The following is a 23,111-nucleotide window of genomic DNA, read 5'->3' as shown; positions in this document are numbered from 1 at the left end:
TTTTCAATTTCCTACTTACTTGAGCCAACTACGGGAATTGAACCCGTGACCTCTTCCTTACCAAGGAAGCACTCTACCTCTGAGCTAAGTCGGCAGAGAATTCTGATTGTAGATTTCCGATTCGAGATTTAAAAACTCTAAACCTCCATTCTGAAATCTCAATTTCTTTCTTGTGGGGAGAGCAGGATTCGAACCTGCGAAGTTTACACAGCAGATTTACAGTCTGCCCTCGTTGGCCGCTTGAGTATCTCCCCTTTTATTGATTTTCAGTACCTTAAAAGAACTATTTCCAAATGCTTTGGAAACAAATTTTTAGAGCCGGCGGAGGGACTCGAACCCACGACCTGCTGATTACAAATCAGCTGCTCTAGCCAACTGAGCTACGCTGGCAATATCAATAAAAAAGTCCGCTATTTCTAACGGACTGCAAATGTAGAGATTTTATCTCTCAATCAAAACATTTTTTCAAAAAAATTTATATTAAATGTGCGAACTTATTTTTTCTTTCCTTTTTACCAACAATCGCTCTAAAGATTCAGCACAAAGCTCCACTGCTTCTTCAAAAATTTTACACTGCTTTTTAACCACAAAATCATCACCTGGAACATTAATTTTTATCTCAGCAATTTTGTTCTCTTTATCACTTGTCTTTTCAACTTTTAAAAAAACATCTACGGACACCACCTTATCGTAATATTTTTCTAATTTGTCCATTCTTTCTTGAACAAAATCAACTAGCTTTTTGTCAACAGTAAAGTTAACTGCATGAACATTTACCTTCATAATCATTATTTTTTAATAGTTAAACATTTCCGAACTACTTCTGATTCCTTGGATGCGCATCTCCATATACTTTTTTTAGTTCTGCCAAACTATTGTGCGTATATATTTGCGTTGACGCTAAACTGGAATGTCCTAATAATTCTTTTACTGAGTTCAAATCGGCTCCGTTATTTAATAGATGAGTCGCAAACGTATGTCGCAATATATGCGGACTCTTTTTTACTTTCTCGGAGACAGCACTAAAGTAAGAATTTATTAATCGATAGACAAAAGAATCATTTAATTTTAACCCTTTTTTTGTGAGAAAAAAATAATCGTCATCTACTATTGACAACATGAAAGAGCGCTCCTTCAAATATAAAAAAAACTGATTTATAATTATCGGCAAAACTGGCAATATCCGCTCCTTATTCCTTTTTCCCAGCACTTTGATTGTAGCACTAGACAAATTGACATTAACTACTTTTAAATGAATCAACTCCGTTCTTCGCATGCCGGTAGTATAAAATAAATCAACTATCAGCTTATTTCTTATTTCCTCAAAGCCTACAGGATTTTGCAAATGACCTAATGCATCTTCAACTTCTTTTTCAGAAAACGGAATTTGTACTATTTTAGGAGTCTTTAGCGCTTTATGTTTCAATAGCGGACTCGCCTTTATTTGTTTTGTTTTTAATAGAAATTTATAAAACGCTTTTAAGGATGCAATTTTTCTATTAACTGAGGTATTTGATATATCATTATCGACAAGAGAAACAACCCAAGTCCTAATTTGGCTATAATTAACCTGCTCTATGCCCTCTTGGTCAAAATGAATCGTATTAAATAATTCAAAAGAAGCAATGTCATTACAATACGCAGTTACGGTATGTGAAGAATATTTTTTCTCCAACTGTAGATAATCCCGAAATGCATCTTTATTAGTAGCCATAAAAAAACCGTTAGCATCAAAGTTATAAAACTTTAATGACTAACGGTACTTTATTCTAATAGATATTGACTAACTCTCTAAGTTATCTCTCATATTTTGGATATAAGCCGCTTTTTGAATTTTGATTCTATTTGTAACTGAAGGCTTAATAAAAGCAGTACGTGCTCTTAATTGACGAACAGTTCCTGTTTTATCAAATTTTCTTTTGTAACGTTTTAACGCTCTATCGATATTTTCTCCGTCTTTAATTGGTATAATTAACATAATATAGACACCCCCTTTCTTTAAGTGTGCAAAAGTAAACATTATTTTGAATTACGAGTCATGAATTATAGATTATTTTTGGGCATGTCGGCGGACACCACTTTTATCATTCACAAAACATCAATTCGTCCGCCGTCAGGCTGTCCGTTGCAAGTCCTCATTGCATTCCGGGCTTTCCTCTTCCATCCTTCACGCAAAAAAAAGAGCCAATCTACAATTTAATGCATCTTGACTCTTTATACTATATTCAATTTTCAAAAACTATCCTTTCAACAAATTTCTGGAAATCACTATTTTTTGAATTTCTGTAGTTCCTTCCCCAATGGTACACAATTTAGAATCTCTATAGAATTTCTCCACTGGATAATCTTTAATATAACCATATCCTCCGTGAATTTGCACCGCTTCATTCGCTACTTTTACACAAACTTCTGAAGCATACATTTTAGCCATAGCTCCCATCGTGGTAACCGGTTTGTGTTGTTGTTTCAAGAAAGCCGCTTTATGCAACAATAATTCCGAAGCTTCAATTTCAGTTGCCATATCGGCTAACTTGAATGAAATTCCTTGAAATTCACAAATTGGCTGCCCAAATTGATGCCTTTCTTTAGAATATTTCAACGCCGCTTCATACGCTCCCTTAGCAATTCCTAGCGACAATGCTCCAATAGATATTCTTCCTCCATCTAAAACTTTCATCGCTTGAATAAAACCTTGTCCTACTTCCCCTAATCTGTTGGCATCAGGAATACGACAATTATCAAATATTAATTCAGCTGTTTCACTGGCACGCATTCCTAATTTATTCTCTTTTTTCCCAGAAGCAAAACCTGGCATTCCTTTTTCGAATACAAAAGCAGTCATTCCTTTTGAATCGCCTTTTTCACCGGTACGAACAATAACCACAGCGATATCTCCCGAAATAGCATGTGTAATAAAATTCTTAGCTCCATTAACAATCCAGAAATCTCCATCTTTTTTTGCCGTAGTATTCATTCCACCTGCATCTGATCCTGTATTGTGTTCTGTCAATCCCCAAGCACCTATATGTTCAGCGGTCGCTAGTTTCGGAATCCATCTTTTCTTTTGCTCTTCGTTTCCAAAGGTTAAAATATGATTCGTACATAAAGAATTATGCGCTGCAACTGACAATCCAATAGATGGATCAACTTTTGATATTTCTTCTACAATAGTTATGTATTCATGATATCCCAATCCAGAACCTCCAAGCTCTTCTGGAACTAAAACACCCATAAAACCCATTTCACCTAATTTTTTAAACAAAGGCACAGGAAATGTTTGCGCTTCATCCCACTCCATTATATTTGGACGAATTTCTTTTTCAGCAAAATCTCTTATAGATTGTGCAATCATAGATTGCGTTTCGTTGTAATCAAAGTTCATTGTGACAGTGTTTTATTTTAAAAGTCCAAATATAAGCCAATTAAATTTGCTTTATCAACAGGAAATCCCTTAATTTTTGTTAAATCCTCAATATTCTTAATATTTCCTATCATACTCCTATAAGTCACAATTTCTTTAGCCAAAGCATATCTGAAATAATAAAACTGGGAAAGCTCTTTTAAAGAAGCATTATTAATCGCTATTTTTTTAAAATTCGGGAGTACTGAAATTTTAAAATGGGTATTCAAATTTTCAATAACTTCAGGTGATAACCCCCAAACATCTTTCATTTGTTCCATGGAAACAAACCCTCCTAAACTTTCTTTTTGTTTTAAAATCCGCAAAGAAATTGCCTCACCTATTCCGTAAATTTTTATCAAATCCTCCTTGGTTGCCTGATTGATATCGATTAAAACAATTTTTTCCTTTTTGGCAAAAGCCTGATCTGGATAATTTTTATATCCTTTATATTCTTTTTTATTCTTTACCCAATCTGGAAATTCAAAAAAGGGAGCAATCACATTTAATAACGAATCCGAAACTTTAGTCACGTTTTGAAATTCCTCTGCAGAATTAACATATTTGTTTTCTTTTCTAAAAGCCAACAAGCGGTCAATTTCCTGAACTGACATTCCTAGTTTATATCCTTTATAGTCTGTAATAAAATTAGGATTGAAAGGATATATTTTAGGGAAAGCCTTAGAATTATCAGTTTTCATGGAATCAATTTGAGATTGTAGTGAAAGCCATTTCTGTTTCTCTGGATAATTCTTTATGGCAGCACTAAAATCAACAAAAAAATATATCAGTTGCAAAACAATGATAATCGCAAATAATAAAAACAAACCATTACGTTGTTCACGAGTGAACTTAAAATAAGTGAGAATTGTTTTATAACTCATACAATGATTTGATTTTAATTTATTTAAATACAAATCCTAAAATTATAAATTAAATCTAGACGCTTTACTTTCTAAAGGAAAATATTTGATGCAACTGAAAATTTATTCTGAGTTCCAACGTAATATTCGATACAGATAGATCCCACAAAGGATTTTCTACAGCATAAACCCCTAAAAAGAGTTGCAGATTATTTTTTTATAACTTAAAACTGAATTATTGTTTTTATTTTTTATAAAAAAGAATACATTTGGAGCTTAATAACAAAAAACACACAAAACATGTCTATTTGGAAAAGAAAACCATTAGCTCAGCTTTTAGCAGAGGCCGCTGATTCTGAAAAGGGATTAAAAAGAACATTAACTGCTTGGACTCTAATTGCATTAGGCATTGGTGCTATAATTGGCGCAGGATTGTTTGTAAGAACTGCTATGGCTGCTTCACAAAATGCAGGACCATCTGTGACAATAGCGTTTGTTGTTGCTGCTATTGGGTGTGCATTAGCCGGATTGTGTTATGCAGAGCTTTCTTCTTCAATTCCTATTTCAGGTAGTGCTTACACCTATACCTATGCTACAATGGGTGAATTTTTAGCTTGGATTATTGGTTGGGATTTAATTCTTGAATATGCTGTAGGCGCAGCCACTGTAGGAATCGCCTGGAGCGAATACCTTAATAATTTACTGGTCAATGTACTCCACATGAGCCCAATACCCTATTCGTTATCACATTCTCCATTTCAAACTGATCCAATAACTGGTGAACATGGAATGATCAACTTACCAGCATTATTTATAGTTGGTGTTATTAGTTTATTATTAATAAAAGGAATTCAAGAATCAGCTTTTGTTAATGGAATCATTGTAATCGTAAAAGTTGCTATTGTAATAATGATCATTGTTATAGGATGGCATTTTGTAAATCCGGCAAATCATACCCCTTATATTCCAGCAAGTTCAATTTTCACAGATGAACATGGGATCGATCATAAATTTGGAGGCTTTTGGGGAATAATTGGAGCAGCCGGAACGGTTTTCTTTGCTTTTATAGGATTCGATGCTGTAAGTACAGCTGCACAGGAAACGATAAACCCAAAAAGAAATATGCCAATAGGTATCTTGGGTTCATTAGCTATTTGCACCGTATTATATATTTTATTTGCTCATGTTCTTACCGGAGTAGCAACTATAGAAGATTTTAGAACAGGTGGTAAAGAAGCTTCTGTAGCATTTGCAATTAACAAATACATGATTGGATATGCTTGGTTAGGTCAATTAGTAACAGTAGCTATTTTGGCAGGATTTTCTTCTGTAATTTTAGTGATGCTATTAGGACAATCCAGAGTATTTTATGCAATGGGTAAAGATGGTTTATTGCCTAAAATGTTTAGCGACTTACATCCAAAATACAAAACACCATACAAAGCTAATATCGCTATTTTAATAATTGTTGGCGCATTTGCCGCTTTTATTCCTGGAGATATCGTAGGAGACATGACTAGTATTGGAACATTGTTTGCTTTTTCATTAGTATGTGTATCCGTAATAATTCTAAGAAAAAAAGAACCAAACATGGTTCGCGAATTCAAAACACCATTCGTACCTTTAGTTCCAATTTTAGGAGTTATCACTTGCGTCTTGATGATGGCAGGTTTAGGTTGGACAAACTGGCTTAGACTTTTTGCATGGATGGCAATAGGTGTTATTTTCTATTTTGCTTACGGAAAGAAAAATAGTGTATTAAACAATACTAAAGAATAAATTTATTTTCACAAAATAAAAAAGGGATTATAAAGTACTTAAATACTTTGTAATCCCTTTTTCTTATTTATATATTTTACAAATCAAAAACTGAAGTGCGTTTAGCCCGAATTAAATCCTTCAAACGAATCCAAAAAGCCAATGTCAAATAAACGGCAAACCACAATCCAACAGTAACAAACGACAAATAGATAAAAAACAATCGCACACTACTGGCCCTCATTCCTAATGTATCAGCCATACGGGAAGAAACATGAAAACCGTGTTTCTCAAAAAAAAACTTGAGTTTGATTACTACTGACATTTTTTATTTTATTTATTGAACTGGTTATCGTTTATTCGAAAAACAAATTTACAACATTACAGCAATCTCCAGTAAACAAATCCAAAATAACTCAATCAGTATTTTTTCAACAATTCCATCCCTACGGCACATTCTAAACATTTGCTTTTATTACAATATTCATTTTTGAGTTGTAACAAAGATTGCGTTTCAAAAGCACTTTTTGGTTGTATTCCAAAAGAGCTAAATTTATCTATAATCGCATTTTTCTCTGGAGCGACTTCACTTAAAAGATCTATCAAATCCTCTAAAATTTCCTTTCCTTGACTTTTTGCAAAAGCAAACTGAAGTGGAATGATAGTATTTATAACAATCAAATCGATGAAAGATTTAGAAAGCGGTTTCTTTTTCTTCGTACTTTCTTTGTCAAATTGATAATGATTTAACCAATATTCCGAAGCGGATACTTGAAAAACTCCGTAAATATCTTTTAATGAATTTAGAGTGCTTATTTTAGAAAATAAATTTTGCTGACTGTTGTATAAATTGGCCAATTGAGAAAGTCGTATCGTAGGAAAATTATCCGGACGATGCTTAAAAAACTGAACTGGTTCAATGCAACTTTTCTCTATTTGATATTTATGTAATAAGTAGAAATATCGAAATTTTAAATCTTTGAAATAATTATCTTCTTTTTCTGAATCCAATAATCCTGAAGCTCCAAAAATCAAAGCTTCTAGATTCTCCACTTCAAAACTTTCCTTTCTTATGATTGAAAAGGGAATAGATTGCGCTATTTTTAAAAAGATTTCCCCATTCGTATTCAGACCAAAATTCTTTGCTAAAAGACAAAACAAAACCGCGTCCCAATCTTGGTTGGTTTGTTCCAATAAATCAAATATAGGTTGTGATTTCCTTTCTAAACGCTCAAAAAACAACCGTTCTTCCCAATTTTCAAAAGCAAATTCATCAATCTCTTTCAGTTGCTTTTCGCAAAAAACCCAAGATTTAGGAGCCATTAAAGATTGGTAATTTTCGACAGTCTCTTTTCCAACATATTCTTTGAGTTCCAAAACCGGAATTTCAGTATTGTTGCTTCTAAAAATCGCTGTGTCATGTTCCCAAACCACATGTAAAATTACGTTTTCATAACTCGTATCTTTTTCGTGATGATGCACATACCAATCTGAAGATTTAAGATGAATTTCAACGTTTCCAGCCCATTTCTGCTCCCCAATAGTAATTTGAGCATTGAAGAAATCAGGACCTGCCAATTCAAGATATTGACCTACATTGATAATGGTGATTTCCTCATTGTTGAATGTTTTTAAATTCAAAGTATCGAACTTTTTGAATTTCCAGAGATAATGGAGAAAATCTTCTTTCATTTTGATATTTTAGATGAAAGACTAAAGTAATGAAAAAACAGAAATGAAAGAAATTTATTTCAATAAATACAATTTAGCGCAAGCACGAGCATCAGATAACGCTTCGTGATGATTTAATGAAATATTCATTTCCCTACAGCAATCACTTAATTTGGTTGGTTTTAATCCTTTGGCTTTATAAATTTTTACCGTGCATTCCCAACGAGAAGCGATATTCAAATCAGCATAATCTAAACCATAAAGCACCATTGATTTGGCAAGAACATTTCTGTCGAAACTCTCATTATGAGCTACAATAACCCTATTTTGTAGCCGTTTTTGAATTTCTGGATATATTTGTGCAAATGATTTTGCATTTACCGTATCACGTGGATAAATTCCATGCACTTGAATCGTAAAAGGAGAATATAAATTATTTGGCGGCTTGATTAAACTGACAAATTCATCTACAATTATTCCGTTTTCTACGGTAACAATACCTACGGAGCAAGGATGGAATGCTGTTGCGGTTTCAAAATCTATAGCAGTGAAGGTCATTAAATTTGCATTTTTATAAAACTAAAAAACCACAAATTTAACGAATTTAATTCGTCAAATTTGTGGTTATAAAAATTTTAATACTTGAAAAATATATTATTATTTTATTGAGCCAATAATATCATATTTAGTAATAATATGGTGATTTCCATTCTCTAATTCAACCAAAACCGCATCGTTTTCTTTGGTAAATAATTTTGAAACTTCTTCTATTGAGGTTCCTAATTTTACGATTGGAAATGGTTTTCCCATAATTTCTTTAATAGGTCTGTCCGCTACATTTTTATCGGCAACGTAACTTTGGAACAAATCACTTTCATCAACCGAACCTACAAATCCTGTGACATCAATCACCGGAATTTGAGAAATCTTGTATTTACGCATTCTTTCTATAGCGTGTGAAACTAATTCTTCTGTACGAACTACAATCAATGGTTTGTCGATATGATCTTTGATAACATCTTCCGCTTTTTTGATTTCCTCATCCAAAAATCCTCTTTCACGCATCCAATCATCATTGAACATTTTGCCTACATAACGACTTCCAGAATCATGAAAAAGAACCACAACCACATCTTCCGGTTTGAAATGTTCTTTGAGTTGCAACAATCCTTTTACCGCTGCACCAGCAGAATTGCCTACAAATATCCCTTCTTCAAGTGCTATTTTTCGGGTATAAACCGCTGCATCTTTATCCGTTACTTTTGTAAAACCATCAATCAAAGAGAAATCAACATTCTTTGGTAATATGTCTTCGCCAATTCCTTCGGTTATATAAGAATAGATTTCATTTTCGTCGAAAATTCCTGTTTCATGGTACTTTTTAAACACAGAACCATACGTATCAATTCCCCAAATTTTAATATTCGGATTTCTTTCTTTCAAATATTTCCCAACTCCTGAAATTGTTCCTCCAGTTCCTACACCCGACACAAAATGAGTGATTTTACCACCGGTTTGTTCCCAAATTTCAGGTCCGGTTTGCTCATAATGCGCTAAAGAATTGGATGGATTATCGTATTGGTTTACATACCAGGAATTAGGTGTCTCCTCCGCTAATCTTTTAGAAACAGAATAATACGAACGTGGATCGGTAGGTTCGACATCAGTAGGACAAACTACTACTTTTGCGCCTACAGCACGAAGAATATCCATTTTTTCTTTGGACTGTTTATCCGAAATCACACAAATAAGTTTGTACCCTTTTATGATAGCCACTAATGCCAATCCCATTCCGGTATTTCCTGAAGTCCCTTCGATAATGGTTCCTCCTGGCTTTAGTCTTCCATCCGCTTCGGCATCTTCAATCATTTTAACAGCCATCCTGTCTTTTACAGAATTTCCCGGATTGAAAGTCTCTACTTTAGCAAGTACCAAAGCATCTATTCCGGCAACAACTTTATTAAGTTTTACTAATGGTGTGTTGCCTATTGTGCCTAATATGTTTTCTGCGTAGTGCATTTTATTATTCATTTAAGAGCGTTCGTTGTTATAAATCACTATACAAAGATAGCATATTGTTACAAAAAAATCCTGCTTAAAGAATTTTACACTCTTTATTACTTCGCTATACTTTTATTTTATTGGGAGTTCCTTTAATTTTATTTACAGTAATATCCTTCACTAGCTTATTCTCTAGCGAGTAAAAGCATATCGGTTAGCATTGAAAAAAGGACTTTTTTGCTAAATAGTGCGCTACTATTTATTAATTGAAGAAATTCCAAACCAGTCCAAAACGGATTGTAAAATCACGAGACGGATTATTAGGTGACGCGTAAAAATTGTTGCCCGATAAAGAGGAATTAAAATGCTCTGCTTTAAAGTAAATTCTGGTTCTTTGAATCTTGGCATTAATAAAGAAATCAAGGTTTGGGGAATTGCCAATTTCCTTTTTGTTTTGAACGAAAAACTCACCAATAACTGGATTATAATCATTGGCAAAATATTTCGTAAAATAATTCAAAGAAATACCTGTTTGCAAAAACAAAGCTTTCTTTTTGAAAAAAGAACCCGAGTAATAGAAGGTATTTCTCGTCACAATTTCAGGAACGTTTAAGACATTATCTTGCTGATCAACTTTTTGATACAAAACAGTATTATCTAATGCGAAACTACCAAATTTCAATTCTTTGTTCACTTTCACAGACAAATAATTTATGGTATTAGCGTATTGTGCCGGAGCAACGATTTGAGTACGTGCCAATATTTGCGCATCAGTTGAAACATCATTAAAATACAAATGATCATTTAGAACGGAATACTGTAACGAGGCATTAAACCACGGTGTAATTGCATTAGCACTAATTGAGTTTATTTTCTCATTCTTGAAATCATTTGACCAGTTGTACTGAACATAACTACTCTGATACAGATTGTAATTATTATTTGGTAACTTATTTATGTTTTGATATTGAAATGATAACTGCGTATCCTCATTGAAACCATATTTAACTTTAGCATCTAAATTTGATAACGATTGATTCGTAATCGATCTTGAATACAAAAATTTCCCATTCCATTTATTTTTTTGATACTCATATTGCCCTCCTGCATTATTTATTTTTTGAGCCAAAGAACCCGGAACCGTTTTATTATCAAAAATTAATATCTGGTTGTAGTAATAATTAGACCTAAAATCATCTACAAAAAACTGAAATTTTCCTAAAGTTGTGTTCTCATAAATCAACCCGGCTCTATTATACATTTTATTGTAACGGGTTTGATCATTGATTCCACTGTCTTTAAAAGAAGCCCCAAATCGATATACAATTTCAGAACCCACGGTAGAAGGAACGGTTACCTGATTGTATTCGAAAAACTTATTTTCATAATTAAATTGGTGCGTTACATATAAATTATTTGCGCCTTTATTTGCATTTATTCTAAAATTGTGATCTAAGAATATTCTTTTCCCTTTCAGAAATGATTTAGCATTTAAAAAAAAGACTTCAAATCGTTGTCTATTATTGTATTTTGGATCTTCACTTTCAAAATCACTAATGGTTGTAATTCCTCCATTTTCGTCATTTAAAATGTCTTGTGATGTAAAATGTGCATTAGAATAATAGCGCTTATTTTTAGTGTTATAGCTTACGGTAAATCTGAAATTTCCTGTACTTGCCAATTGATTTAAATACTCTCCCTGAGAGCGCAATCCTCTGTAGGCTATAGAAAAATTAAGATTTTCAGACGTGTTTAAAGCAATGAATGCATCTGTCGATTGTCCTTTTTGCATGACACTTTTAAAATATAATTCGGTAACTGGAGTGGCAACTGAACTATATCGTATTTGGTTTGCCTCCAGAAAATTAAAATGTTTCGCTTTGAAACCAAATTCTGGTAAAGGCGAAAAATCAGTTAAACTATATTGCAACGTATTATACGTTTGACCTTCATTTGCAAAAGGCAAAAGTCCAAAAATGTCTTTTCGCAAATAATTATGGCTGTATTCTTTTTGGATAGTAAGTGAAGTATCTATGTAAGTTGTGTCTCGATCCAAAGTAATCACGCGATACATATCTATGGTAGCTACAGGTTGTTTAACCTTTTTGATAGAATCGGAACCGTTGTATTTGCTATTGTAATCTAATTCTTTACTATTTCTTTCTTGAGAAAACAGCAAAGTGGAGAATGATATAAAAATAAAAAAAAAGAAAATTCTCATTTGAATGGGGTATAATTAGGCAATTATTTTTACAATTTTAATCAAGCAAAGGTAATTTATAAAAACATATAAATAAAAAAACACAGCATTTTATAGGATTGTTATAACAAATAGATAACTAACGGGTTTTTACAGCGAAAATTTTATAATATTTGTTTCTTTAAAAAACAGAACATGCTCGAAAACAATTTTTCGAAAATTATCCTCGAAAGCGGAACTGATGAAGCGGGTCGTGGCTGTCTTGCGGGTCCAGTAACTGCAGCAGCCGTTATATTGCCTTTCGATTTTGAAAACGCTATCCTGAACGACAGTAAACAATTATCAGAAAAAGTTCGAGAAAAGTTAAGACCTATTATTGAGCAGCAAGCCATTTCCTTTGCGGTAACGCATCTTGAGCCTTTGGTAATTGACGAGATTAACATTCTGAACGCATCGATAAAAGCGATGCAAGAAAGCATTCTAAAACTCCATCCCAGACCCGAATATATTATTGTGGATGGAAATGCGCCATTAATCCACAAAAAAGGAATAAAGAACCGTGGAGGAAAAATTTTTACTGCTGCTGAACTCGAAATTTTAAATTCGATTCCAAACACCAGTATCATAAAGGGAGATTCTAAGTTTATGAGTATTGCTGCTGCCTCCGTTTTGGCAAAAACCTACCGCGATGAATACATGAACCGCATTCATGAAGAATTCCCAATGTACAATTGGAAACAAAACAAAGGATACCCTACCAAAGAACATCGTGAAGCGATACGGAAATATGGGATAACGAAATACCACCGAATAACGTTTCGATTATTACCGGAACAATATTCTTTTGATCTTTGATTGCCGATTAACGATTTTTGATTTAAGATTTCTCAAATCTAGCTTCGAACAAATGGGAGAAATGTTTTAGGATTTTCTCTTTCACTTCTTCTTCGTTTACTCTTTCAACTCCAAGTTCTACGTTTAATGTAGTTACGGCTTTACCGCGAATTCCACACGGAATGATGTTATCAAAATAACCCAAATCAGCATTTACGTTTAGTGCAAATCCATGCATGGTTACCCAACGGGAAGCACGTACGCCCATGGCACAAATTTTTCTTGCAAATGGAGTTCCTGCACCTAACCAAACTCCGGTTTCGCCTTCACTTCTTCCACAAACAATTCCATATTCTTGAAGGGTAAGAATAATGGCTTCTTCCAGAAAACGCAAGTATTTATGAATATCCGTAAAGAAATTTTCTAAGTCAATAATTGGGTAACCCACAATTTGTCCGGGTCCGTGATAGGTAATATCGCCACCACGATTGATTTTGTAGAAAGTGGCTCCTTTGGCTTCGAGTTGTTTTTCGGATAAAAGTAAATTGCTTAAATCACCACTTTTCCCCAAAGTATACACGTGCGGATGTTCCACAAAAAGGAAATAATTGGGCGTTTGTAAACTCGTTTCCTCTCTCCTATTTTTAATTTTTAAGTCAACTATTCCTTTGAACAATTCTTCTTGGTATTCCCAAGTTTCCTTGTAATCTTTGTTTCCTAAATCTTGAAGTTGGATGGTTTTGTTCATTTGTCATTGCGATGAACGAAGCAATCCTATTTCGTTCCCTTATTTTTGATTGGCAAAGGTACAAAGGTTTGTTGAATGTTTATTTTAAAAATAATGATGTTATGAAACCCAATCCCTAGCCCAGATTACAGTGGAAATCCTTTTTATTTTTGCTGCCAAAAATAAAAAGATTATAACGGAAAGCTGGAAATAGCTCCAAAAAACGGTTAGCACTTTGCTACTTTGCTACTTATACAGTATCTTTGTGCTCTTAAAAACAGCATAAAATGGCATTATCCGAACAAGAAATATTACGTAGAGAAGCACTTACCGAATTACGCAATTTAGGCATTGAGCCTTATCCAGCAGCCGAATTTATCACAACCGCTTATTCGAGCGAAATCTTAGCCGATTTCGAGAAGTACGAAGGAAAGGAAGTTGTTTTAGCAGGTCGTTTGATGGGTAAGCGTATCATGGGAAAGGCGTCGTTTGCAGAATTGAAAGATGCAGAAGGACGTATTCAAATCTATGTTTCTAGAGATGATATTTCGACTGATGAGGAGAAAACAATGTACAATGTGGTTTTCAAAAAACTATTGGATATTGGCGATTTTATTGGGATTCGCGGAACGGTTTTCAAAACGCAAGTTGGGGAAATCTCGGTTCATGTTTATGGATTGACAGTTTTGGCGAAAGCCTTGAAACCACTTCCTGTGGTAAAAACGGATGCTGATGGAAAAACGCACGATGCTTTTGCCGATCCAGAACAAAGATACCGTCGTCGTTATGTGGATTTAACGGTGAACGATCATGTCAAAGAAACGTTTATCAAAAGAACTAAATTGTTCAATGCGATGCGTTCTTTCTTTAATGATAAAGGATATTTGGAGGTAGAAACACCTGTTCTACAACCAATTCCTGGTGGAGCTGCAGCGCGTCCTTTTATCACGCACCACAACTCGCTTGATATGCCTTTATACATGCGTATTGCGAATGAGTTGTACTTAAAAAGATTGATTGTTGGTGGTTTTGAAGGGGTTTATGAGTTTTCGAAAAACTTTCGTAACGAAGGAATGGACAGAACGCACAACCCGGAATTTACTGCTATGGAAATATATGTAGCCTACAAAGACTACAATTGGATGATGAAATTTGCCGAAGATCTTTTGGAGCATTGCGCAATTGCCGTAAATGGAACTTCAGAAGTGACTTTTGGAGAACACACCATCAATTTCAAAGCGCCTTATGCACGAGTTACAATGACCGATTCTATCAAACATTTCACTGGATTTGATATTTCAGGAAAAAGTGAAACAGAGCTATTTGACGCTGCCAGAGGTATGGGAATTGATGTAGATCCCACAATGGGTAAGGGAAAACTGATTGATGAGATTTTTGGAGCAAAATGTGAAGGAAATTATATTCAACCAACTTATATCACGGATTATCCAAAGGAAATGTCACCATTATGTAAGCAACACCGTGACAATCCAGAATTGACAGAACGTTTTGAATTAATGGTTTGTGGTAAAGAAGTAGCGAACGCTTATTCTGAATTGAACGATCCGATTGACCAAAGAGAACGTTTTGAAGACCAAAGGAGATTGGCTGAAAAAGGAGATGATGAAGCCACTGGAATAATTGATGAAGATTTCTTAAGAGCTTTAGAATATGGAATGCCTCCAACATCCGGAATGGGAATTGGGATGGATCGATTAATTATGTATTTGACTAATAATGCTTCTATCCAAGAAGTGTTGTTGTTCCCGCAAATGAGACCAGAAAAGAAACAAGTTCAAATTGAATTGCTAGACGAAGAGAAATTAATCATTGCTCTTTTGAAAACCAATGAAAGCAAAATGGATTTGGGATTATTGAAAGTAAAATCAGATTTAAGCGGAAAGAAATGGGATGCTGCCATGAAAGGCTTGGCTAAGCATGGTTTAGTGAAAGTAGCTTTAGTAGGTGGTAGTAAAGTGGTGGAATTAGCCGAATAAAAATATTAAAACACTCATTTAATCTGTTGGATATTAATATTGATAACAGGTTATGACATTAGTTTGTAAGTAAAATTGGGTTTAGGCATTTTGTATGATTGTATAACTTGTTACTTTAACAACTCGAGACTTATGGAAAAAATAAAAAACGGCGTGTATAAAACTTTGACTGCGTGAGCACAATTTTATTATAACCTAATGTCAAGTGAATAGTTCAAAGTTTGGGTTCGAATCCCTACTCACGCGCAAAAAAAGGAGCTTCGATTGAAGCTCCTTTTCTTATTTATGTTCTTTGATTTTCTAAAAATAGTACTAACCCATCAACATTAGTATATGGGTTTAAATTAAAAATCTCAACGCCGTAATTATTTTCAACAACTGATAATCTAATATTTTCAGCATTTGATTTGGCAGAAGCCAACTTATCTTTTAGTATCGAATAATGTTTGAAATCATTTTTCTCATAATTTTCCATTCCAACACATTTCTTTAATTCTTTTTCCAACACTTCTTCAGAGGCAAATGCCCTAGTGGAATTTCTGAAATGAAACAAATACCAAGCTTCGAAACAAATACTTGAAAAAATGACTGATATACCTTTATCCAAAGCTAACTTGAAAGCTTCATCCCTTTTGTCCTGATTATCATGATCAAAAACCACAAATATTTCTTCAAAACCTTCTCTTTTCGCTTTTTTTATTGCTTCTTCCACAACTCCTTTACAATCTACTTTATTACTTTGAAAAACTTCTACACCTATAGTCTTAGGCAAACGAAAATCCTCTTTCATTGCATTAAAATAATTTTTCTCGGTCAATCCTTCACATAAAATTAACACTTTAGATCTAAATCCTCTTGTTTTAAAAGTATTACTGGGTCTTTTAGCCATAATTATGAATTTATAAAATCAATCAATTCATGTCTAAAAGTTTCTCTGGCAATATTTGGAACTGCACCCAATCTACCCTCTAAATACCATTTTTCATAATTTCCTTCTCGAATTCCTTTTATATCCGAAACTGCAAACATCTCTGTTTCTCCTTTTTCATTTTTTTCGACCAAATTAATTTGATCTCTTCTTAATTTATTTTCCGGACTTAACAAAGTGGTATCGTGAGTAGCAAATATAAATTGTGCTCCTTTTTTATTTACTTCTGGATCATTAAATAGTCCTAAAATAAATTGAGCAATTTCAGGATGCAAACTTCTTTCGAACTCATCTACTACTAAAACATCTCCATATTTTAATGTTTTAAAAACAAACGGAACGAATGCAATTACCCTTTGAGTACCTGAAGATTCTTCCTCAAACTCAAATTCAATTTTTTCGTTTTTATCATTCAAATGAAATGTTTTAATTTTACCATTTATTTCTTCAAAATCAACAACTTGAGTATCGATTTTCTGAATTAAAGATTTAGACAATTTCAAAGGTGTTCTCCACAATTCTGAATTCTTAAACATAATTGTACTGAACATTTTATTAAAATCATGGGAATGAAAAGTATCAGTTGTAAGAACAGCTATAAAATCAATACTTTGATAAACATTTTTTATAACTTCTACATTTTCTAAAGCTGCTTTACCTAAAAACAACTGATTTTCTGTTGTACGCAATTTGATCGTTTCAAATATTCCTTCATAACCATTCCCTTTAGAAAATTCTTGACGACTCCTTTCAAAAACCTTAACCCGTAACCCTTTTGGATAAATAAATAGTGATTCCTTTAAAATTTCATTTCTAAAAACTTCAAGAGAATAAACATGCAAAATATTTTTAATTAATAAATCAATCGAAAAACAAGATGCTTTTTGCGAATTATCTTTATTTAGTTTAAATGGACTGTATAAGCTTATTTCTTCATTTGGTTTATTGTCCGTAGATTGCCTCACAAACTGTATAAAATCATGCATGCCTTTTACAATATTACTCTTTCCACTAGCATTTGGACCATAAATAGCAGCAGAAGTAAGTCCATAATAGTCTTTGTTCTTTATTGCGTTTGGATTTGTCTTTATAATTCTGTTAACTGGATTTTTTAAATCGCTAGGAATCATAGACAATTCAACCATTTCATTAATAGAACGAAAATTAGTTATTCTAAAGTTTAACAACATCACTTAAAGGTTTAATTTGTAAATATATTGCAAATATAGACATTAATTGACTTCTGTCCGCCAAATCTATCATAAAAAGGGAGCTTCAATTCGAAGCTCCTTTTTTGTTGTTATAAAGTATAATTCAAATTGACACTCCAACGGTAATTGGCTTCGATTTTTGAATTGGATAAATGTTGATTGATGGGAAGCATCGCATTGACACCGATCGAAAAGTCTCCTTTTCCGGCTTCAATCCCAAATTTACTAAAAAGAATATCTCCTGCTGTATCTGGTAATTTCTGCCCAAACTGTTTGTTGGTTTCATACATTTCGCCCGCCAAGCCCAATTGTGGAACCAGTTTTATTGTAGGTAAATCAAAAAGATAAAACAGCGTACTGGCATAATTAAATTGATTTCCAAATTGATACTGCTTTTGATTTTCGGTTTTGAAAGTATAATTCAGCATGGTACTTAATCCCAAATTTTTCTTTTTTATAACATATTCCGATACCAAAAGATAATCCCAACTGCCTGTTCCTACTTGGAAACTCTGATTAACACTTCCGGTATTGTTAGCTTCCTCAAATTTCCCTGTTGGTATTTTTACTCCACCGCCCAATTGCAGTTTATGGGTAAAAACTGTGCTATCTTTTTGCGTTTGATATATGGAGTACATCGCCATAACGGAGACATCGCCTAATCCTTGAATATTTTCTGTTCCAGTGGAACGTTCTCGATTGTGAAAATGATACGGAACCAATGCCGAAATCTGGATTTTTTCTGTAATTGGTATTTTTGTCCAAATTTGGATTGTATTGAAATTTTCGTCAATCCACGGTGAGTTGGCAAAAATTCCGTCTCTACTGGTATAACTTTGATTGAAATAGCGCAAGCCTACAAAATTATTATTCAGCATGGAACTAAATCCCATACTTCCACCACTGGCCGAACAGCCACAAGCATCACAATCATCTTCGAAATCTTCCAGCAATTGCATTTTCTGGAAAGTAAATCTCGAAATGCTATCTTTTTCAATCTTAGCAGAAACAAACTGGTTTACAAAAAGAAATAAAACAATAATTAAAATTTTATTTTTCATGGTTTTAATATTCTGAGAATCGTTTATCGGTGAGATATTGATTATCTGTTAGTGTTTTTAGGAAGGCAATTAATTGTGTTTTTTGAGCATCAGAAAGCGGAATTCCTAAATTTCCGTTTTGTTTTAGAATTGGGTCTAAAGTTGCCCCATTTACAATTCCGGAAGCATAATGATTCAAAACCGATTCTAATGTCCCAAATCTTCCATCGTGCATGTAAGGGGCTGTTTTTTCAACATTTCGCAAACTTGGCACTTTGAATTTATAATAATCTGTTGCTACTTGCGTCACACGAAATCTTCCCACATCATTTATTTGCGGATTGACCGCTAAACCATTATTCCGATAGGAATTATCGGTCATTAAATCTGTGGCGTGACACGAAGCACATTTTGCATTAAAAAGAGCATACCCAGTGGATTCTTCCGAAGTTAAAGTCCCCCCCGTTTCATTACGTCGGTATTTATCAAATTTAGAATTGGATGACGTCACCATCAACATGAATTGAGAAAGTGCTTTCAGCATATTTTCGGTATTTATGGTCCCATCAGTAAATGCTTGCTGAAAAAGCTTTTGATAGGTTTTATCCGCTTTCATCATGGCAACAATTGTCGTCAGATCACCATTCATTTCAATCGCACTTGTCAATGGAATAATAGGCTGTAAATCCAGATGCATTGTGGCTCCATCATACATAAATGCCGTTTGATAGCCAAGATTTTGAATCGGAGGCGTATTTCTGGTTCCTATATTATCTCCAACGCCATGACTGAAAGTATGTCCGTGATGGGTAAATGCATTTTCCTGAATGTGACAAAACCCGCAAGAAACAAGACCATCTGAAGACAATCTTCCGTCGTAAAATAGCTTTTTTCCCAGTTCAAATCCTTTCTCTGTTGGTGGATTCAGCGCGATATTATAAGCCAAATCCGGAAAATTAGACGGCACTTCGAAATCTAAAGGTTTATTGACATAAACGTCATCTTGATCTGAACAACTGGAAAGTAAAGTCAAAAAGAGAAATAACAAAATTTTGTTCATCTTCGTATTTTTTAGCCCTGATAGTAATGGAAAGCCCGCAGCAGAAAAATGTAGTTTTTCTTGCTGGAAAAAAGCGACCAAAGGAAGCTCTTTTTCCAGCTTAGAAAACCACATTTTTTAGCGAGGACTTGCAATGTATAGCAGGAAATAGCTTCTAATTCAACACGAATTAATCGTTATGAACGTGAGCTACCGTAAACATTCCGTTAAGATTTGCTGTGATTAAAGGCAAATTTGTACCGCCCATAATCATGGCTCCCATTCCACCCATATTATTATCAGACAACTTGATTTTGTTTGTTCCGTCAATAATTTTAGACACATCGGCTACAACATGAATTTCTGGAGTAATGGTAGTACGTACCATCGCTTTTGTTGGTAAATCAAGCGTAATTTCGGTATAGTTATAATTTGTTCCCGTTTGTCCTGTATGAACCATAAACGAGGTACTGTTAGCCATTGTTGGGGACGTAAATGTACCTTCGAAAGCAAGGAATTTATACCCCGCAGACCAACTCCACAACATATCGGCAGCTTGAGCTGTAGCCAGGAAATTTCCTTGGCCCGCTGCGCCCAATTCCCATTGCGCTTTATCAACTCCTATTCCGAATTTTATTTTGGTATAATTTGCCGCAGGAACATTGGTTAATTCTAATAAGCGACTGGCTACAGTAGCTTCGTCAACAATAAAATAGCTTTCACTTTTTGGATAAGTAAACGTTGTTCCATCCTCTTTGGTCAAGACGATATTACTGATAATGTATTTAATTTTATTGATTTTCAACACTTCGTTGTTGGAAGTCGTGTTTGCTTGAGTACTTAAAATCAAGTCATTTGAACCAAAAGAATTATCGAATTCAACCCCTAAGTTTCCTGTTCCGGAGATTACCTCATCATTAGTAGTACAGCCTGTAAATACAGCGCTTAATGCAATAATTGCTATTGCTTTATTCAGTAAATTTTTCATTTATATGATTGTATATTTCTTCTTATTTGCTTTGAAATAATTACGCGTACAAGCTGATTTCAAATGAGATTGTCAAATGAAAAAATACACGCAAAAGTGTTTCAACTAAAATTTAGGAAATAAAAATGGGCGGATGAAAAATGGAATATAAATTCAGGTGAGAATATAAATTATTATATTTTGAATGTATTGTTGTTTTGGTATTTCCATTATAAACTAATAAGGAAAAGTCGTTTTTGATGTCCAAGATTAAATCAACAGTATCAAATGTTGTATTCTTTTTGTTAGAAGGTGTTTGTTTTTCTTCTTCTTGTGCTTTGGCTAATTCTTTCATCAAATGGCACTTTCCATTACAATGCATCATCGGTTTTGCCTTGTTAACACAAAGTACTTTTGAAATATATTCATAATTAACCGCATATTCTAAAACCGGAAATAGTGGTTTTAGAAACAGGAATAATACTATTATGAATGCTATTTTTTTCACGGGGCAAAGGTAGATTATAATTTTTTAAAGTAAATATAATTTAAAAAATTAAAAGCCCCTTTTTTATTTCATTTCAACATTTCTTCAAATTTCAGAAAACAATAAAATAGGCCTGAAAAAACTTCAAACCTATTTAGTATTAAACCAGAATTAATTCAGGAATTTCAATTTCTATCAATTCAGTTTTATAGGAATTAAATTGATTTAGAATCTGTTTTTTAGTGCTTTCGAAAAAAGGTGTTGCTGAAAATAAATCTTCATAATATGCAATTCCTTCCATCAAATTCTTTTTAAATGAATGCCATTTTTTTATTTGTGACGCAGTAATTTCATTCGAAACTGCTGAGATTTCATTTTTCAAATAATCCAAATACATTTTTAATTCTTTGACAAATAAATTCGGGCGATCTGTAACCATTAATACAGAAGCGTTTCCATAAATATGTTGCACCATTTTAGAAAGCGAAACTTCCTGATCAAAATAAGCCATGTTTGGTCCGGGACAAATGATCACACCTTGTGCCTGTCCTTTAATTTTAATGTCATTTTCAAGATAAGAAGCATTAGCCAAACCTACGCAAAGACACGCTTTTTCAGTGATACTGCTTTTCTTTTTTTCGAAAATTTCCGCAGATAAAACCTCTTTTTGTTGTAGTAATTCTTCCAGTTTTAAATCTTGGTATTTTTTGGAAGAAGTACAAATTCCTTTCACATCGTATTCTTTGCTTAACGCCAAAAATCGCTTTGGACACGAACTTCCCGCTTTGCTTTCTTCAATACGTTTCAATTTCAATTTTTCATTGGTCGTTCCTCGTAACGTATTAAAAGGAATTCCCAACGGCGAAATATGACTTAAATACAGATCCTTTTCTTTGGCTCCAGCCAATAATGCTCTGGTGTGTTTATCGACCGAAGTAGCTTCAGGAACCAATAAAAACGGGGAACCCCAACCCACAGAATATACATCATAATGGCCCAATAGAAAATCATGTTCTTCAGCAGTTCCTACGCCGCCTTGAACGGTGATTTTTAAATCCAATGGTTGTTCCGGAACATGCATTTCTTTTTGTCCCAATGCTTTCACCATCAACTCATGCGCAGATTGAATCAATTGTTCTTTTTTCTGTTTGAATTCTTCTAAAATGGGTCCCAACAAATACCCTTCGGTTGCAAAAGCATGTCCGCCACAATTTAAACCGGATTCAATTCGATATTCAGAAACCCAAAGTCCTTTCTTGGCTAAAAAATTTCCTTGAATCATCGCCGAACGAAAATCGCTTACTTTCAGCGTGATTTTCTTTTTCAGCGTGTTATTCAAATCTGGAAAGAAAGCCGTAAAATTCTCAAAATAACTATACAATCTTGGATTCATTCCCGCAGACAAAACAACTGAAGATTCTAATGTACTATTCGCAAAACCCCGAAGAGCAGCATGTGCATCATTGAAAGCAATTGGTAATTGTTCGTCTTTAATGAAATTATCCTTATCGAGTTTGGTCATTATATTTACATCAATAGCACCCGGATAAAGATTATTCTTCAGATAATTTTCAACATTTTCTTTGAAAGCAAAACCGTCTTCCAACAAATTTTGCAAGCCTAATTTAATTTCCGATTTATTGGGCAACATTGCCATGTAATTTTCTAATGCCAATTTGCTCTCGGACAATTCGATTTTCAAATTTTCAAATTTTTCTTTTACGATTTTGTCAACCAAATTCAAATAAGAAGTAATGCGTTCTGCCCTATAATCATGAATTTTTTGAGTGATTTCTTGGTAAGGAAGATCAAATTTCTTACTGTAAAATGCATTCATTTTTTCGATAAGTTCATCATCCATAATTGAAATCACAGAAGAGATTCCATACTTCGCCACTCTTATCGGGCTATCAATCGTATATGCAAGTCCCATTACCGGAATATGAAATGTATGAAGTGGTTTAATTGTTGTCATGCCAAAATGATTT

21 protein-coding genes and 3 tRNA genes are annotated in these 23,111 nt (G+C 33.8%); 3 read left to right on the top strand and 21 right to left on the bottom strand.

Annotated features, from left to right (window positions below):
* Positions 1 to 22 precede the first annotated feature (22 nt).
* From ACM55I_RS12050 to ACM55I_RS12015, 8 genes are all read right to left on the bottom strand, one after another.
* A tRNA-Thr gene (locus ACM55I_RS12050) sits at positions 23 to 94 on the bottom strand.
* A gap of 79 nt (positions 95 to 173) precedes the next feature.
* Positions 174 to 254: transfer RNA gene (locus tag ACM55I_RS12045), tRNA-Tyr, on the bottom strand.
* Positions 255 to 316: 62 nt separating this feature from the next.
* Positions 317 to 390: transfer RNA gene (locus ACM55I_RS12040), tRNA-Thr, on the bottom strand.
* A gap of 90 nt (positions 391 to 480) precedes the next feature.
* Positions 481 to 783: a ribosome hibernation-promoting factor, HPF/YfiA family gene (gene hpf, locus ACM55I_RS12035; RefSeq protein WP_039109464.1), complete on the bottom strand. Its 303-nt coding sequence runs from the start codon at positions 781 to 783 to the stop codon at positions 481 to 483.
* A 34-nt stretch (positions 784 to 817) separates the two neighbouring features.
* Positions 818 to 1,714 (bottom strand): tyrosine-type recombinase/integrase, encoded by an 897-nt coding sequence (locus ACM55I_RS12030; protein WP_416847058.1) that lies wholly within the window; start codon positions 1,712 to 1,714, stop codon positions 818 to 820.
* 69 nt (positions 1,715 to 1,783) lie between these two features.
* Positions 1,784 to 1,978, bottom strand: coding sequence for a 30S ribosomal protein S21 (rpsU, locus tag ACM55I_RS12025; RefSeq protein ID WP_035670421.1), 195 nt, complete (start codon positions 1,976 to 1,978; stop codon positions 1,784 to 1,786).
* A 261-nt stretch (positions 1,979 to 2,239) separates the two neighbouring features.
* Positions 2,240 to 3,382, bottom strand: coding sequence for an acyl-CoA dehydrogenase family protein (locus tag ACM55I_RS12020; RefSeq protein ID WP_416847057.1), 1,143 nt, complete (start codon positions 3,380 to 3,382; stop codon positions 2,240 to 2,242).
* 17 nt (positions 3,383 to 3,399) lie between these two features.
* A complete protein-coding gene (locus tag ACM55I_RS12015; protein WP_416847056.1) occupies positions 3,400 to 4,284 on the bottom strand; it encodes a ComEA family DNA-binding protein in 885 nt (294 codons plus the stop codon).
* A gap of 279 nt (positions 4,285 to 4,563) precedes the next feature.
* Here ACM55I_RS12015 and ACM55I_RS12010 point away from each other — a divergent pair, with 279 nt between their 5' ends.
* Positions 4,564 to 6,042 (top strand): amino acid permease, encoded by a 1,479-nt coding sequence (locus ACM55I_RS12010; protein WP_416847055.1) that lies wholly within the window; start codon positions 4,564 to 4,566, stop codon positions 6,040 to 6,042.
* A gap of 76 nt (positions 6,043 to 6,118) precedes the next feature.
* On the opposite strand, the gene ACM55I_RS12005 is transcribed toward ACM55I_RS12010, so the two are convergent.
* The 5 genes from ACM55I_RS12005 to ACM55I_RS11985 form a co-directional block, all read right to left on the bottom strand.
* On the bottom strand, positions 6,119 to 6,346 hold the full coding sequence (locus ACM55I_RS12005) for a hypothetical protein (protein ID WP_039109053.1): 228 nt from the start codon (positions 6,344 to 6,346) through the stop codon (positions 6,119 to 6,121).
* 95 nt (positions 6,347 to 6,441) lie between these two features.
* Positions 6,442 to 7,713: a DUF2851 family protein gene (locus tag ACM55I_RS12000; RefSeq protein WP_416847053.1), complete on the bottom strand. Its 1,272-nt coding sequence runs from the start codon at positions 7,711 to 7,713 to the stop codon at positions 6,442 to 6,444.
* A 54-nt stretch (positions 7,714 to 7,767) separates the two neighbouring features.
* Positions 7,768 to 8,250, bottom strand: coding sequence for a 3'-5' exonuclease (locus ACM55I_RS11995; protein ID WP_416847052.1), 483 nt, complete (start codon positions 8,248 to 8,250; stop codon positions 7,768 to 7,770).
* Positions 8,251 to 8,349: 99 nt separating this feature from the next.
* Positions 8,350 to 9,711 carry a pyridoxal-phosphate dependent enzyme gene (locus ACM55I_RS11990; protein ID WP_416847050.1) on the bottom strand — a complete coding sequence of 454 codons (1,362 nt, stop codon included), beginning with the start codon at positions 9,709 to 9,711 and terminating at the stop codon, positions 8,350 to 8,352.
* 244 nt (positions 9,712 to 9,955) lie between these two features.
* Positions 9,956 to 11,914, bottom strand: coding sequence for a putative porin (locus ACM55I_RS11985; RefSeq protein WP_416847049.1), 1,959 nt, complete (start codon positions 11,912 to 11,914; stop codon positions 9,956 to 9,958).
* A gap of 174 nt (positions 11,915 to 12,088) precedes the next feature.
* Between ACM55I_RS11985 and ACM55I_RS11980 the strand changes: the two genes are divergently transcribed.
* Entirely contained in the window at positions 12,089 to 12,748 is a 660-nt protein-coding gene (locus ACM55I_RS11980; protein ID WP_416847048.1) for a ribonuclease HII, read from the top strand.
* Between the two features lie 22 nt (positions 12,749 to 12,770).
* On the opposite strand, the gene lipB is transcribed toward ACM55I_RS11980, so the two are convergent.
* Positions 12,771 to 13,475, bottom strand: a complete 705-nt coding sequence (gene lipB, locus ACM55I_RS11975) for a lipoyl(octanoyl) transferase LipB (protein WP_416847046.1) — start codon at positions 13,473 to 13,475, stop codon at positions 12,771 to 12,773.
* 266 nt (positions 13,476 to 13,741) lie between these two features.
* On the opposite strand from lipB, the gene lysS reads away from it, so the two are divergent.
* Positions 13,742 to 15,451 carry a lysine--tRNA ligase gene (gene lysS, locus ACM55I_RS11970; protein ID WP_416847044.1) on the top strand — a complete coding sequence of 570 codons (1,710 nt, stop codon included), beginning with the start codon at positions 13,742 to 13,744 and terminating at the stop codon, positions 15,449 to 15,451.
* Between the two features lie 283 nt (positions 15,452 to 15,734).
* Here the strand turns inward: lysS and ACM55I_RS11965 are convergent, their stop codons facing one another.
* The 7 genes from ACM55I_RS11965 to ACM55I_RS11935 form a co-directional block, all read right to left on the bottom strand.
* Entirely contained in the window at positions 15,735 to 16,340 is a 606-nt protein-coding gene (locus ACM55I_RS11965; protein WP_416847043.1) for an RloB family protein, read from the bottom strand.
* A gap of 2 nt (positions 16,341 to 16,342) precedes the next feature.
* Positions 16,343 to 17,569 carry an AAA family ATPase gene (locus ACM55I_RS11960; protein ID WP_416847042.1) on the bottom strand — a complete coding sequence of 409 codons (1,227 nt, stop codon included), beginning with the start codon at positions 17,567 to 17,569 and terminating at the stop codon, positions 16,343 to 16,345.
* A gap of 110 nt (positions 17,570 to 17,679) precedes the next feature.
* Complete coding sequence (locus ACM55I_RS11955) at positions 17,680 to 18,651, bottom strand: transporter (protein ID WP_416847040.1); 972 nt, start codon at positions 18,649 to 18,651, stop codon at positions 17,680 to 17,682.
* A gap of 4 nt (positions 18,652 to 18,655) precedes the next feature.
* Entirely contained in the window at positions 18,656 to 19,690 is a 1,035-nt protein-coding gene (locus ACM55I_RS11950; protein WP_416847039.1) for a cytochrome-c peroxidase, read from the bottom strand.
* A 169-nt stretch (positions 19,691 to 19,859) separates the two neighbouring features.
* Positions 19,860 to 20,657, bottom strand: coding sequence for an MbnP family protein (locus tag ACM55I_RS11945; RefSeq protein ID WP_416847038.1), 798 nt, complete (start codon positions 20,655 to 20,657; stop codon positions 19,860 to 19,862).
* A gap of 112 nt (positions 20,658 to 20,769) precedes the next feature.
* On the bottom strand, positions 20,770 to 21,144 hold the full coding sequence (locus ACM55I_RS11940; RefSeq protein WP_416847037.1) for a hypothetical protein: 375 nt from the start codon (positions 21,142 to 21,144) through the stop codon (positions 20,770 to 20,772).
* Between the two features lie 139 nt (positions 21,145 to 21,283).
* On the bottom strand, positions 21,284 to 23,098 hold the full coding sequence (locus ACM55I_RS11935) for a hypothetical protein (RefSeq protein WP_416847036.1): 1,815 nt from the start codon (positions 23,096 to 23,098) through the stop codon (positions 21,284 to 21,286).
* Positions 23,099 to 23,111 lie beyond the last annotated feature (13 nt).

The organism is Flavobacterium algoris (assembly GCF_048158525.1).
GTDB lineage: Bacteria > Bacteroidota > Bacteroidia > Flavobacteriales > Flavobacteriaceae > Flavobacterium > Flavobacterium algoris.
Note: the sequence above shows the minus strand (reverse complement) of the source record. Positions and strands in the feature narration are given on the sequence as shown.